At 57.8% G+C, this 12,884-nt stretch carries 14 protein-coding genes and 2 pseudogenes; 6 read left to right on the top strand and 10 right to left on the bottom strand.

Annotation, left to right across the window (positions count from 1 at the left end; translation table 11 throughout):
- Positions 1–44: 44 nt before the first annotated feature.
- A pseudogene (locus MTX23_RS35195) lies at positions 45–272 on the top strand (IS256 family transposase); the annotation flags it as partial.
- Positions 273–761: 489 nt separating this feature from the next.
- Positions 762–984, top strand: a pseudogene (locus MTX23_RS35190) (transposase); the annotation flags it as partial.
- Between the two features lie 110 nt (positions 985–1,094).
- On the opposite strand, the gene MTX23_RS35185 reads toward MTX23_RS35190, so the two are convergent.
- The 4 genes from MTX23_RS35185 to MTX23_RS35170 form a co-directional block, all read right to left on the bottom strand.
- Positions 1,095–1,490, bottom strand: a complete 396-nt coding sequence (locus MTX23_RS35185) for a helix-turn-helix transcriptional regulator (protein ID WP_280978595.1) — start codon at positions 1,488–1,490, stop codon at positions 1,095–1,097.
- A gap of 765 nt (positions 1,491–2,255) precedes the next feature.
- Positions 2,256–2,639: a TadE/TadG family type IV pilus assembly protein gene (locus MTX23_RS35180; RefSeq protein ID WP_280978596.1), complete on the bottom strand. Its 384-nt coding sequence runs from the start codon at positions 2,637–2,639 to the stop codon at positions 2,256–2,258.
- Positions 2,636–3,157 (bottom strand): TadE/TadG family type IV pilus assembly protein, encoded by a 522-nt coding sequence (locus tag MTX23_RS35175; protein ID WP_280978597.1) that lies wholly within the window; start codon positions 3,155–3,157, stop codon positions 2,636–2,638. The genes MTX23_RS35180 and MTX23_RS35175 overlap by 4 nt, the downstream gene beginning before the upstream one ends.
- Positions 3,158–4,444, bottom strand: a complete 1,287-nt coding sequence (locus MTX23_RS35170) for a TadE/TadG family type IV pilus assembly protein (protein ID WP_280978598.1) — start codon at positions 4,442–4,444, stop codon at positions 3,158–3,160.
- A 270-nt stretch (positions 4,445–4,714) separates the two neighbouring features.
- Here MTX23_RS35170 and MTX23_RS35165 point away from each other — a divergent pair, with 270 nt between their 5' ends.
- Together MTX23_RS35165 and MTX23_RS35160 are read left to right on the top strand one after the other, a co-directional pair.
- The gene (locus MTX23_RS35165) at positions 4,715–5,014 is read left to right on the top strand and encodes an integration host factor subunit beta (protein ID WP_280978599.1); all 300 of its coding nucleotides are present in this window, start codon (positions 4,715–4,717) and stop codon (positions 5,012–5,014) included.
- A gap of 361 nt (positions 5,015–5,375) precedes the next feature.
- Entirely contained in the window at positions 5,376–5,546 is a 171-nt protein-coding gene (locus MTX23_RS35160) for a hypothetical protein (RefSeq protein ID WP_280978600.1), read from the top strand.
- Between the two features lie 979 nt (positions 5,547–6,525).
- Here the strand turns inward: MTX23_RS35160 and MTX23_RS35155 are convergent.
- Entirely contained in the window at positions 6,526–6,723 is a 198-nt protein-coding gene (locus MTX23_RS35155; RefSeq protein WP_280978601.1) for a hypothetical protein, read from the bottom strand.
- Positions 6,720–7,115 carry a helix-turn-helix transcriptional regulator gene (locus MTX23_RS35150; RefSeq protein ID WP_280978602.1) on the bottom strand — a complete coding sequence of 132 codons (396 nt, stop codon included), beginning with the start codon at positions 7,113–7,115 and terminating at the stop codon, positions 6,720–6,722. Before MTX23_RS35150 ends, MTX23_RS35155 begins: the two co-directional genes overlap by 4 nt.
- Before the next feature lie 594 nt (positions 7,116–7,709).
- Between MTX23_RS35150 and MTX23_RS35145 the strand changes: the two genes are divergently transcribed.
- Entirely contained in the window at positions 7,710–7,919 is a 210-nt protein-coding gene (locus MTX23_RS35145) for a hypothetical protein (protein WP_280978603.1), read from the top strand.
- A gap of 256 nt (positions 7,920–8,175) precedes the next feature.
- Here the strand turns inward: MTX23_RS35145 and MTX23_RS35140 are convergent, their stop codons facing one another.
- Positions 8,176–8,457 (bottom strand): hypothetical protein, encoded by a 282-nt coding sequence (locus tag MTX23_RS35140; protein ID WP_280978604.1) that lies wholly within the window; start codon positions 8,455–8,457, stop codon positions 8,176–8,178.
- A 407-nt stretch (positions 8,458–8,864) separates the two neighbouring features.
- Complete coding sequence (locus MTX23_RS35135; protein ID WP_280978605.1) at positions 8,865–10,292, bottom strand: TolC family outer membrane protein; 1,428 nt, start codon at positions 10,290–10,292, stop codon at positions 8,865–8,867.
- Positions 10,293–10,491: 199 nt separating this feature from the next.
- Between MTX23_RS35135 and MTX23_RS35130 the strand changes: the two genes are divergently transcribed.
- Positions 10,492–10,725, top strand: coding sequence for a hypothetical protein (locus tag MTX23_RS35130; RefSeq protein WP_280978606.1), 234 nt, complete (start codon positions 10,492–10,494; stop codon positions 10,723–10,725).
- Positions 10,726–10,805: 80 nt separating this feature from the next.
- Here MTX23_RS35130 and MTX23_RS35125 read toward each other — a convergent pair whose 3' ends face one another.
- Complete coding sequence (locus MTX23_RS35125) at positions 10,806–11,918, bottom strand: glycosyltransferase family 4 protein (RefSeq protein ID WP_280978607.1); 1,113 nt, start codon at positions 11,916–11,918, stop codon at positions 10,806–10,808.
- Between the two features lie 38 nt (positions 11,919–11,956).
- Positions 11,957–12,556: a hypothetical protein gene (locus tag MTX23_RS35120; protein ID WP_280978608.1), complete on the bottom strand. Its 600-nt coding sequence runs from the start codon at positions 12,554–12,556 to the stop codon at positions 11,957–11,959.
- Between the last annotated feature and the right edge of the window lie 328 nt (positions 12,557–12,884).

The following is a 12,884-nucleotide window of genomic DNA, read 5'->3' as shown; positions in this document are numbered from 1 at the left end:
GAAAGCCGCAGCCGAACATCAGCACCGAGAATCTTATACCGGTTACCAATCCCATCGAAAGCGTGTTCGCCACCGTGCGGCACCGGACGGTGCGCACCAAGGGCTCGTTGTCGCCGACCACCGCCAGGCTGATGGTGTTCAAGCTGGTGATCGCCGCATCAAAGACCTGGCGATGGCTCAAAGGCACAAATCAGTTGCCGAAGGTCATCGCAGGTGTCAGATTCAACGACGGCATCGAGGTCATCCAAATGCCGGCAAACCACGCCGCCTGATCACCTCGTCACCCAAAATCCCCCATAGCTCGCGGACTAGCCCTGCGCCCGGTTACCCACCGATCGACCTTGCCGGGCACTAGCATGAAGTGTGTGCCCTCCAGATCTTTCTGCCGTTGCTCACTGCGCTCCAGGTAGCCGGGATTGATCCAGTCCTGCAGGTGGTGCCAGACTAGCGTGTCGGTGAGCCAATGACTGAACCAAAGGTTCATGTAGGACGCGTTGGTGCGGACCATCTTCAAGAGTGTCGGCGCGCGCTCGCACATCGCAGACCCGCTGAACATGCCTTCCTTGGTGCGGCCGCCGGCGTGAATGAGCGCGGCCAGATCGTCGATCTGTCCCGAAAGCCCAAGAGATTCGCCACTGCTGAGAGGCCGTGCCGATCGAGCTGCCGAACAAGAAGTCGCCGACGATCGAGCGCATGCCGGAGCGCTGCGCGCCGGCAGCAACCGCGAATGGATGTCAAGGCCGCTCTTTGGGGAGGCAGCCTTGGGTGTACGCGATTGGCTCGTTATGAGGGATAAGCAATGGGACCGCATCGCGGGTCTGATCATCGGCGGTTCGGACAAGCGCGGTTCGACCGGCCAATCGCATGGTTGTGGAGGGGGTGCTCTGGATTGTCCGCACTGGAGCTCCTCGCGACCTGCCGGAAGCGTTCGGAGAGTGCAACAGTTTCTTTCGGGTGTTTAGCCGTGGAGCCAAAAAAGACGTTTGACAGCGCATCTTCGATCGACGAGCTCCAGCGGAGGTTGCGGCTAAAAATTCCCGATCTGACGAGAAGAAGCGCCGCCATCTGCGATGACAGCGGCTTAGATACGCCGCTCAATCTTCGTTGGCGGCAATCGTTTCCATCAAGGACACAAGCTGACGTTGAACGGCCTGGTCCTTGATACTGCTGTAGGCGCGCAGCAACCGCAGGCTGAAGGCGCTGTCGAGGAACAGCAGGCTGTCGACCTCGCGCGCCTTGTTGTCGCCATCGTAGAAAAATGTGACGGGGACATCGAGCGCGGTGGCGATCTGCTGAAGACGGGCAGCGCCGACGCGGTTGACGCCCTTCTCGTACTTCTGGACCTGCTGGAAGCTGACCCCGAGCTTGTCGCCGAGGTCGGCCTGGGAAAGCTTCTGTTCCACACGCCGGAGACGAATGCGCTTGCCCAACTCGATGTCGGATTTGCCGGCACTGCGCTGTTTCATCTTCTTTGCTGCTGATCTGCTCATTCTGGTGACCTGTCCTTCAAATCGGGAATCCCCGAGACCGGCTAGGTCAGGGGGTGTCCATGATGTACCGCGTTACAGTTCGTCTGGATCGTCAGTTCGTCGTAAGAACCATGGTAATCCAAAAGATCGCGGGGAATGGTATCCAGACGCATTTGCGCGCTGGAGGCACCCATGATAAGGATGCTGTTGACTACCTAAAATCGATCGGGCCAAAGCGCCTCTCAACACCTCGCGCTCCGCATTTGACAAAATATTGACACCACCACAACTACCACGGTTGGAATCTCCACGGATTTTGCGCGCATGCTTACTGGCGGCAGAGCCTCATTCTCGTATTCCTACGGGACTGAGGCTGTATGACATGATAGTGTCGAACGAGGATCGGAGCCGGAAGCGCCGTCGGCTAGGCCGTTTTCGCCCTGTCTGAAGCTCGATAAAAACGAATGTGATGGCCTGTCCCTTGCCTCTCTCAGGCTCGGGTACGATCCGGACATCCTTTGACGTACTTTCTATCCCCTCGTTGCGAAGGAGGATCGGCGCTCGACTGAACTTTTCGCCAACAGATTTCCGAAGCCGGACGAAGTGGGATCCACATTTCGCATTATCACCGTGCTCGTGACGGCCCGAAGCTTCTCGCTGACCGCAACCTGCGTGCTCGCCTCGTCCGCCGGGTCCCCTGTTGGCTACGGCATCGGTCATATCGTGAAGAATGTCCAAACGGCACGTTCGGAGACTTTATATCCGGCATTCACACTTTGGGGAGTGTCAAGCGGGAAAACAAGCTTGCGCCGTCAGCGTGAGCGGGTTGAGGTTCAAGATGCTCGGAAAAGTGAAGGTATAGGTGGCGCTGACCTGATTTCCACAGGCAGGCGTGCTGTAAGTGAATGTTGAGGCCGGCAGGCTCACGCCCAGAGCCTGTTGCATGGCATAGTTGGTGATGGCGCTCGGATTGCTATTAGGACAGACCGTGGTGTTGATGCTGGCGCATCGCGCTGCCATCTCGACACCATGCTGCAAACCAATCTGCGTCCAGAACAACAGTCCACACGCGATAATCCCAAAGACGAACAGGAAGAACACAGGGGCAATCAGCGCGAATTCGACCGCCGACGTCCCGCGCTGATCGCGCCATATGTCGGAGAGCCTCACTGCAGCCTCACCGTGGATTGTGCAACAAAGGTATATGTGCTGGGTACGGCCCCGTAGTTCAGGGTCGTGCTGTACGTTAGCTGTGCCGAGACCATCGCGTACGTGCCGGCCTTCGTCCCTCCGGAACATGGCGTGCCGCACGATACGGTACTGACGCTCGAGCCCGTCGCACAGCCACAAAATTGCACGGGAGACGGTGACACAACAATTGACGCGCTCGTCGCGCTGGTCACCGCGTTCGAGATCCCATTGGTATCAAAGCCGTTCCTGATAGCCCACTCCGCGCCGGCCTGGGCGGCGTCTTCGACCTGCATCTTGCGGTAGACGCCGAAACCGATGTCGGCGATCGCAATCACCATGAGTGCCAGGATTGGTACAAGCACGCCGAATTCGATTGCAGCGGCACCACGCGTATCGCGCGCTGCGTGACGGAGGGAGCGGCAGACCAGGCCGGATATCAGCCGCCGAGAATAGTGATGAGGGGGAGGGGGGCTTGCTGTCATTTCAACACCCGCCATCTATTCGGCCAGCTGTGCGGTTTGGACGCCGATCGCGCTGGAGCCCAGGGCCGCGCAATTGACTTGAATATTCGAGCTGCCGGTGACGGTAATCGTGTCCGCGATGATCTGCGTGCACGAGGTCGTCGTGCCGTTGCCGCCGGCGAACTTCAGGGCCGCCTTCGGCAAATCGATTGCGCCGCCGAAATTCTGGGTGCCGCCGCCCTCCAGCGAAAACGCCGTGCCCACCGGCATCTTGCGATCGCCGTACATCACGATGCCCTGGGTCGCGCCTGAGGTCGGAGCCGTCAAGGTAACGTTCGCGTTGCTGCCGATCGTGGCAGAGCCCCAGTTGTTGCCAGAGCCGGTGAAGACGAGCGTCACGCCGCTGCCGGTGATGGTTGCGTTGCCCGCGACCGATAGGTTCGCCCCGTTGAAGTAGTAGACGCCGGGATTCAGTGTCAGGGTGGCTCCGGCGTTAACGCTGATATCGCCGCAATAGACACCGGGGTTGAGTGTGGTGGTCCCCTTCACCTGGATCTTGTTGTTGTAGTCGCAGTAAGTCGGCATGGTGAGCGAGACATTCGCATAGGGATCGGAGACCGGCCACATGCCGGTCCGGATGCCATTGGTCGCCGTGATGTTGCTCGTGCCGGAGACCGTGCCGACCACTCCGACCTGATTGGCGGAGATCGTCGCGACGCCATTGACGTTCAGCGAGGGAGCGGCGTTGGAGTCGCTATAAAGATTGCAGCCGATTAGGTTCAGGTTGCTGCTGCCGCCTACCGAGACGGCTGAGCTGGCCGTGGGGTCGAGCGCAAGCACGCAGCCGGTGCCGGAATTCGGTATCGCGACCGCCCGCGCCGTAATGAGAACTGGACCACTCTGAAACAGCGCGGAAAGCAGCCGCGGTTGCGATTGGCTGACGATGACCTCCACCGCCTGTGGGGTCGAGGTGAATTTGCCGCTGGAAGGCGGCTGGTTCACCGTGACCGTGACGCCACTGGTCCCATTGGCGTAGCCATAGGACGCCGTTACCGAGTTGGCCTGCGCAATGAGGTTGGATCCCGCGGTTGCTGCGCTCACGGCCCCGGAATCCGCCGCGCTCTGCATGTTCTTGTGCTTGTAGAGCCACCACCCGACCTCCGTGCCGAGGCCGGCCATTCCGACGAGCACAGGCATCACCAACGCAACCGCGATCACGTAGTTGCCCGACGGATCGCGCGCAAAGCGTTGAAGCAGGCACTTGTGCCGTAGCGCCTTTGGCGCAAGAAAGAACGCGTTGCAATATGCGAACGCCGTCAGCATCCGACTGCGGCGGTCCTCCCAGCGACTCATCGCGACACCTGCCTCAATCTACATGGATTCCACGCGCGACGGGTCTGCGCCGGACGCCTTAAACTTCGGTGTAGGCGACTATAGAAAATCGGCAGTATCGAGTACTGCTGCGGCACGATTTGAGTGCGAGTTGCAGAAGGTGCACACATCAGTCCGTTCCGTACAAAATTTTGCGCACCGATAACGAACGCAATCTGTCAACATAGCGGGCGCGCAAAACTTTCGTGGACACCGGTGTCGATGATCAGGTCCGAGCTCGTTCAGCGTATCGCCGACCGCAACCAGCATTCTCATCTGCGCGACGTGGAAAAAATCGTGCGCGCAATCCTCGACGAGATCGTCGACGCACTTGCGTGCGGCGACCGGGTTGAGTTGCGTGGCTTCGGAGGATTTTCGGTCAAGCATCGGCAGGCTCGTACGAGCCGCAACCCAGGAACGGGCGAGAGCGTGCAAATCGACCAAAAGCGTCTTCCGTTCTTCAAGGCCAGCAAGGAAATGCACGAGCGGCTGAATCGTAGGACCCGAAATGGGAGACGATAACCACCTCACCCGAGGTCGTTTAGGGAGGGCTTGCCGCGCGCACGCAGCCTGGTTCTGGAGCCAAACAGCGCCGCGGCAAACCAACTCCTTGGCGAGGCTAGGTGTCCGACAAAGATCTCACGTCCGGCGCCACGCAGCCGATAGCAATTCTCCCTCGCAAAAGGCGCGCGTCAAGCTACATGCGACAGACGATAAAAACTTAGTACGATTCGTGCGTTACCGCGTGAGATGCATTATCCCGAACCCGAGTTACGGGTTCCGTTCATTTCCGGTTCAGGCGCGCACTCTAGCGTGCCCGGCACGATCGAGAGCCCGGGCATCCGGCCGGCGACCTCCAGATCAATTTTTCAAGGAGACGATCATGCTAAAGACGATTCCCGTCGCCCTGCTCGCAATTTCGATTCTTGCGGCGCCCGCGCTGGCCGCGAATGCCACCGACGCCTCAATGACCAAGGTCCACCACAAGACTCACCACAAGAAGCATGCGAAGCCGAACGCCAACCCCGCCGCGCCCGCGAAGAAGCAGAACTGATTTTCGATCCGCCGGCGCTGCCGATTGGATTGCCCCGCCGGGTGGGCGGATATTATATCAGGCTCGTCCCGACTCCCCGGTCGGGGCAGGCGGCGCTGCAAATGTTGGCAGAGCAGGCAGCCCACTGGCGGCTTCCCTAATCTTTGCGGCGGAGTGTCTAGTTGTCAGAACCGTTGCGCAGCGGTTGGACGCGCCAATATGGACAATCGAGCATAAGTCAGATCGGCGACTTCTGGATCCGGCGCTCCAACGCCGGATGATTTGAGGCTAATCACCTCGGAAACGACGCCACCGTCAACTCCAACCATTCCTGTGACTTGGACCTCTCTCACTTTTTGGCCTTCTAAGTGTTTTGAAAGCCGTTAGGTCGGCCTAAGCGTGATGTCTGATTGTGCCGAAATGACCTTTTCGTCTATTTTAGAAAAAAGCGCTCTCAGATGAGCAACTGGCTATTCGAGGAATTCCCCCTTTGGGGTCTCTACAACTGGACAGTGATTGTTATCTCCATCGTCATAGTGTTAGTCGCTGCGTCTTGGCCGATACGAAGATAGCAATCGTTGCGTTGTCCACGAGAGCCACAGCGACACGAAAGCTCCCGAGTACTTGCCCACGCTGTTGGGGTCGGCAGGGGCCTCTTTGCCTGCTCTCGGCTCTATCGGCGGCCGAAACGAGTCATCGACGCTCAGCAGAACGGCTTCAGCAACCTCCTTCCAGGGTCAGCTCTACTATCCGCGCAGCCCAGAACGGCTTGTGGGGGGGAGACGGGTCTCGTCTCGCTGAAAAGCGTCGCAGCGGGAAGCATGCTTGAAACGGCGGTCACAGGACCTCGGGGGCGATGCGTCGTTCTCGTGGGGTGGTTCCTCTCACGCCGGACACACTGCAGGCCGCGGTGCAGAGTCTTATTCCGCCGCGATGAGTGCGGGGCGCGATGGCCAAAGACGACGTTACCGATCTGGCATCCTTTCACGCAACTCGCGCGTCAAGATGGTTCTATGTGGTAAAGGAGTTTAATTTTCTCGTCGGATGTCGGGAAGAAAAAGCGCCGCGATCCGCCATGGCAGCGCTTTAATACTGTCCCGATCCCAATCGGCAGATCGTGTGGTGCGGCGCCCGGGTACTGGTCGATCCGCTCGGGCTGGTCGAGCGCGGCCGCGACCTGGCTGGTGCCGCTGCTCAATCCTCGTTGGCGGTAATCGACTCCATTAAGGACACCAGCTGACGTTGCACGGTCTGATCCTTGATCTTGCTGTAGGCGCGCAGCAACCGCAGGCTGAAGGCGCTGTCGAGGAACAGAAGGCTATCGACCTCGCGCTCCCTGTTGTTGCCGTCGTAGAAGAAAGCGATCGGCACATCGAGCGCGGTCGCGATCTGCTGAAGGCGGGCTGCGCCCACGCGGTTGACACCCCTCTCGTACTTCTGGACCTGCTGGAAGCTGACGCCGAGCTTGTCGCCGAGTGCGGTCTGGGAAATCTTCTGTTCCACACGCCGCAGGCGAATTCGCTTCCCCAACTCGATGTCGGATTTGCCGGCACTGCGCTGTTTCATCTTCTTTGCTACTGATCTATTCATTCTGGTGATCCGTCCTTCAAATCGGGAATCCCCCAAGCCGCTCGCTCAGAGGTTCTTCCGTGATGTGCTACGTTAACGTTCGCGTGGATCGTCAGTTGGTCGAGAACCACAGTAATCGATGGAAGATCGCGGGATGGCATCCAGATGCATTTGCGCGTTGAAAACAGCGATGATACCGTCGCTGCCGACTACCAAAAGTCGATCGCGCCAAGCCGTTTCTCCGGGCGAGACCCCACCCTCTACATTTGGCAAAATATTGACATAACCACAACTGCCACGGGTTGGCCTCCTCAGGGGATTTTGCGCGCATGCTTACCAGCTGCACAGTCGCGTTCTCGTATTCCGACGGGACATCAATGTATTACGTCCGTCGTGACTTAGCGGGTGTAATGGGAGGTTAGACGGGTCGTTTGGTGCCCGCTTGGTCCGATTGTATTCAGCGAAAGTGTGAGGCTAGTGTGGGGTCAAGCGTTCGCGTTGCTGCTGGACAATTGGCCAAGAGGTCTGGTTCATTGGGAACGTGCCCGCCTCTGGCCGCAGCTGGCGAACTATGGTGGAGAGGACACATGAAACGACGCAGGAAGAGTGTCAGCTATGTTTGATGGACGCAGCGACCAGACTGCAACGCTGCTGGCGTTCGCTGTCTTTGAGCGTCGGATGGAGCTTCACGAGGTCACCGAATCCGAACTCGAAGCGCTGCGCGACATGATGGCGTCGGACGAGTTGCCGCAGGAGCCGGAGGCACTATCGGGCAGAAGAGTCCCGCCCTACCTGAAGCTCGTCAGGTTCCGGCGGACAGATTGAATCGAGCGGAGGAGCGGATTGAAGTGTGACATCTTCTCGTCCGGGTGCAGCTCATTTGCAACTGTTGTGACTCCGACAGCGCACCCTGCGGAACGTCTCGCTCGTTACGTACGAAGTGCGTGTTCTTATTCCGAGTGACGCGCGGCGCATCTGCTCGCCGGAGAGCCCCCCGATCCTGGGTTCGTCGGATTAAGGGAATGGTAACTAGATGGATCGGGCGTGCGAATTCATGCACCGACTGGGGGCGCTCCCATAATCACGGTCGAACGATGATCGCCCCTGAGGTAACGAATTTACTCACATCTTCAGTCATCGAAACCAAATTTTCCTCAACCGGAATGCCGGCATCTCGCATTTGATCGGCCGTAAGACCAAGCTTATATTCAGGATTAGTCCAGCGAACCTCTTCACCTGCCATCGGGATGCCGAGTTGCACCTCTGTCCCGGTGTATAGGCCTTTAGGCAGCTGGCTGTCGTTGAACGTAGCATCTCCTCTGACATCCAGCGTAACGGTTCGAGTCTTGACCTCGGCGTCCATACGTGTGCCTCCGCTGGGCTGTCTGATCTAACCTCAGCTGGAAGGCGAGGGCAAGAAGTGAGCACGAAGAAGTGGATCCGCCATCATTTGAGCAAGCTAGCATCCTGACAATGGTGCAAGTGTGCCCTTGAATGCGCATTTGGGCTGCGGCGACAAGGTGAGACTTCGTCATCCTGATTGGTCGGGCCATACGCGAGAGACCAACTCGAGATAGGCCAATAGGCCACCCATGAGAGACGTGGTGCCGTAACAGCAGCCCGTCGACGTCGCGCCGTGCAACGAAAAGATCCGCGCCACCGACGGATAGTTACTTTGTCGACTGGCCTCACCTTCGTTACAACTGCGACGCGTATATCGTGAGCGAAGATGCAAGTCTTAGGAAGTGGATCGTCGAGGCTGGCGCAGGTCTACTGGCCCGAAGTTGTCCGCAATCCGAACCAGCTATCTCGCACTTGGTGGTAATGGACCGATGGATCGTACACTTGCACGGGCAGGTTAAGTGCAGCTGCCGACAGTCCTCCGACAGCCGCCAATAGATTGTAGGAGGTAACGACCCGATCGCGCTGCGCGGAAACAAGGCTGATTCTCGCGGTCACGAGAGCTTGCTGGGCATTCAATACATCCAACGTTGTTGCCTGGCCTGCTCGTGCCTCTCCATTTACGCCGTCCAACGCGCTTTCTGCTGCTCTGACCTGTCGCTCGGCGGCTTCTGTTCTCGATCGGCTCGCGTCGAGCTGCCCCCAAAATTGCGTAACGTTGGCGCGCACTTGATCGCGTACCTCGTCAAGGGAGAAGCGTTGTTGAACGGCAGCTTCCTTTTTCTGTCTGATGGCCGAATACTCTTTCCCGCCCTGGTACAGCGGCAGGGTGAGACCTAGTGCGACCGTACCGGCGAACAGTCTTGGGGTCAGAATGTTCTGATCCTCAAATGCCTGGACGCTCCCCTGGAGTACTAACGTCGGAAACAGCCCGCCTTCAGCGATCCGGATTTGAAGGACTGCAACATCCACGCCGTAGCTTGCGGCACCCACCATTGGATTTCTGGTCAGGCTTTGTTCTAACGCTACCTGAAGACTGTCGGGAAGGAAATGGTCTGCAGGCTTGCCCGCAGACAGGTCCGAAGGATCGACACCGATCATGCGTCGATAGTTTGCTTCCGCGGCCATGAGCGATGCCCGCGCTTCGTGCAAGCTGGCTTCGCCCGAGGCCAGCTGGGCCTCGATTTGCCAGAGCTGGGTCCTTGTGATGTCACCGTTCTTGAATCGGCCACGTCCGTCTGTCAGCGTTCGAGCAAGGACCCGAACATTGCTCTCCTGCACTTTGACTAACGCCGCATCCTTCAAGTAGTCCATGTAGGCGATGACAGCTGACAGAAGCACCGATTGCTCGACAGCTCGCATGCTTTCTCGCGCCGCGAGGACTTGCACGTCGGCAGCCCGCGTCCGGTTTCCGGTTTGATAGCCATCGAAAAGATTTTGCGAAACGTTCAGGCTCCCGCCTCTGGGGGTGGTTCGACCGCGAAAGGTGGCGGTTTGGTTCGCGCCGGCGGAATTCCTTGATGGTCCAGATGGTGTTGCATCGGGCTGCGGCACAACAACCGTGGTGTCGGTGTACTGAGTTCCTAAGGTAGCCGTTCCGGAAATGGTAGGCCGGTAACCAGAAAGCGCCTGTGCGACATTTTCATCTGCTTGCCTCACCGCCGCTCGTTCCGCGTTGAGTTGAGGATTGTTCTCGTATGCTCTTCCGAGAGCGCCTTCCAAAGTCTCGGCTGACGCAGATGGATGGCCCGACAACATCAGGACGAGAAGAATGCTAACTTTCAGCCCGGATTTCATCTAGCTGCCTGGCAAATTAGACTGGGACGCCCGGCGAATGAAGCAAAGACCTAGCATACAAGCCGGCGACGCCCAACAAACGCAATTTAAACCCTGGAAGCGAGTCTGATGCGGGAAAACGTGGAAGGTGGACGTCGTTTGGTGTAAGCATCGAAGTTAGTCTTTCAAATTTAGAACGTAGTTTGCAGATGGGGCCTCGATGGTAGAATTGAGTGAAGGTGCTCGAAAGATAATGGATCATCTCCGAACCGAAAGCTATCGCGCGGGCGAGTATCTCGCCGCGAGCCGCTTGTTCTACCTCTTTGAAGATGGGAGTGAAAAAAATCAATCTGTTGACGAGTTGGTAACCCAGGGCTTCGTTTCTGTGGCAGCGAACGGCGCAATCGGCATAACGGATGCTGGCGAGTCCTGGAACCGAAGCGGAAGGCCTTGAAGAAGCGAGGTTGTGCCCTCGTGGGTCGGCCTTGATCGGGTCAAGCTTAGGTCTGCCTCAGCCTCAGCTGAAACGGGCTGCTACAGCTTCCGGTACAGCGATGCAATCGTTTCGCTTACTTTTTCGACCGTAAACTCATTCAGAAAGCGGCCGCGGGCCTCAGCCCCCATTCGCCTCCGGAGTTCAGTACTTCTTGCAAGTTCAGCGAGTCTATCCGCCGCTTCCGTGATTTCGTTCTTCGAAACCAAGAATCCGTCGACACCGTTGCGAACGACTTCGCGGCAGCCCACAACGTCGCAGGTAACGATCGGTCTCCCGCAAGCGGCCGCTTCAACGAGGCTGTTGGGAAGCCCTTCCCGATGTGAGAGCAACATCGCGATATGGTGATCGCGCCAGACCCCAGGAATGTCAGTGGAGTAGCCGTGCCACCAGACGCCATCGACGCTTGAGAGTTGCTGAAGCTCTTCGGTCGATAAGCTTGTTGGATTCGAAGGGTCTGGTGCGCCAAAGAGATGAAGCTCCAGATTGACTCCCCGCGAAATCGCCAATCTGACTGCCTGGACGGTCTCGACAATGCCTTTGCTGCGAAGCATTCGGCTAACGACGGCCACCTTGATCGGAGGAGACGAAGGCTCGTCAGTCCAACAAAACACCGTCGGGTCTGTGCCAGCTCCACTAACAAACGTAAGGCTCGAATTCCTGGCCGTAAGGCCGAACTCTTTGTGGTCCTCATGGTTTTCAAAGACGTAGTGCGTGGTCTTGCCATTTAAGGTGCGTCCTACCAAGACTCTAACGAATGGTCGAAGAAGTGTTGCGCGCTTACTATCAGCGGTCCAGAGATGCCCTAATCCGGTCGGAGCCAACACCAGCGCTTTAACGCCGGCAAGCCTTGCTGCTATGCCCCCAAGGACGACAAGAGGGAGCCCGATACAATGAATGACATCGGGTCTCTCTTGTCGAATAGTCTGGATCAACTGCTTGACAGCATGTAGTGGCACCAGAGATTGGAAGTGTCCTCGGTTGAAATCGATAGGGACTACGCGTAGTCCTTCATTTGCAATTTCGGTCCCGTGATCCGTTATGCGGGCCGCTACTGCGACTTCGAAGCCAACAGTACGGACCTTGCGAGCCATTGGCAGAAAATGACGGGCGAAGAACCAATCCTCGCTCGCAAGGAAGAGCAGCTTTCTCAATCGATCACTCGAGCGGGGAGGGGGCCGCGGACAGTTGGTCACAAATTGGGGACTGCACCATCGCGGCCGTAGATTAGGAGGTCGATCTCAACGAGACCCTCAGGCGTTTTTTTCCCGTCCGCTGCGACCACCGCGGTTCCGACGTTCACGTCAGCAGTCTTTCCGTGATCGAACATCACCACCGGCGTACGGGTGGGTGCCAGAATGCTCCTTTCATGAGAGCCGTCTTTGATGGAGATCCTGTAGCCGTCTGCCGATGAGCTTACATCGCTCACGATCCCAATGTTGCTGCTGTCAGACCAAAGAAGACCGCCGGAACGACTCTGGACTGCCTCTTGCACGGCTTGCGAAAGCACCTGCAGTTCTAAGAGACCTCGTGATCCACTCGCACTTTCAACGGCCCGTAGCATCGTTCCGGGCTTGATGATTTCAAATGACCCTGGCTCGACCGCGACGAGTTGGGAGGAAACGCCGAGCGTAAACTTCGCTTGCGCACCGTAGTGTGTCTTCAGGACGAAGACTGGCCCATTTTGCTTTTCGATAGCTCCGCGCAAGACAATCTGCTCCTCCGCGGCCGCCGGCAAGTGTACACAAGTGATCGAAAAGGAAAGCAGCAGGATTTGAAGTCCGCATTTCATCAGAGTTTTCCGAACCTAACTTGAACCGGTCAGCGGCCTCGACCGCGCGACGGTATCAATCCTTCGATGGGCACCGGCAGAGAATTCATATCAATCGCTCAACACAGAGCCATCAAAACCGACGGCGGCTCTTGCACAAAACTGTACGTCTTCACCTCCGCTCCAATACCTCACTTTCATTCAGCTGGTCTAGTGACAAGCGGCTTCAATGTCGTTTAGCGCTGCGAGCGCACACAGCGACGCAAGTGTTGATTTCCGTCGCAAATGAAACTTCGCTCGTTTCGTACAGTTGTGCTGCCTGGTCTAGTGATAAGCTGCTCTATGTTGT

The sequence above is a fragment of the Bradyrhizobium sp. ISRA436 genome, from assembly GCF_029910015.1.
GTDB lineage: Bacteria > Pseudomonadota > Alphaproteobacteria > Rhizobiales > Xanthobacteraceae > Bradyrhizobium.
This window is presented reverse-complemented; position numbering and strand designations above follow the sequence as displayed.

Excerpts from the sequence above, each read along its gene's own strand:
- MTX23_RS35145 (WP_280978603.1), top strand. The coding sequence starts at position 7,710 with ATGTTTGATGGACGCAGCGACCAGACTGCAACGCTGCTGGCGTTCGCT.
- MTX23_RS35185 (WP_280978595.1), bottom strand. The coding sequence starts at position 1,490 with ATGAGCAGATCAGCAGCAAAGAAGATGAAACAGCGCAGTGCCGGCAAA.
- MTX23_RS35120 (WP_280978608.1), bottom strand. The coding sequence starts at position 12,556 with ATGAAATGCGGACTTCAAATCCTGCTGCTTTCCTTTTCGATCACTTGT.
- MTX23_RS35160 (WP_280978600.1), top strand. The coding sequence starts at position 5,376 with ATGCTAAAGACGATTCCCGTCGCCCTGCTCGCAATTTCGATTCTTGCG.
- MTX23_RS35165 (WP_280978599.1), top strand. The coding sequence starts at position 4,715 with ATGATCAGGTCCGAGCTCGTTCAGCGTATCGCCGACCGCAACCAGCAT.
- MTX23_RS35140 (WP_280978604.1), bottom strand. The coding sequence starts at position 8,457 with ATGGACGCCGAGGTCAAGACTCGAACCGTTACGCTGGATGTCAGAGGA.
- MTX23_RS35130 (WP_280978606.1), top strand. The coding sequence starts at position 10,492 with ATGGTAGAATTGAGTGAAGGTGCTCGAAAGATAATGGATCATCTCCGA.
- MTX23_RS35175 (WP_280978597.1), bottom strand. The coding sequence starts at position 3,157 with ATGGCGGGTGTTGAAATGACAGCAAGCCCCCCTCCCCCTCATCACTAT.
- MTX23_RS35170 (WP_280978598.1), bottom strand. The coding sequence starts at position 4,444 with ATGCTGACGGCGTTCGCATATTGCAACGCGTTCTTTCTTGCGCCAAAG.
- MTX23_RS35150 (WP_280978602.1), bottom strand. The coding sequence starts at position 7,115 with ATGAATAGATCAGTAGCAAAGAAGATGAAACAGCGCAGTGCCGGCAAA.
- MTX23_RS35135 (WP_280978605.1), bottom strand. The coding sequence starts at position 10,292 with ATGAAATCCGGGCTGAAAGTTAGCATTCTTCTCGTCCTGATGTTGTCG.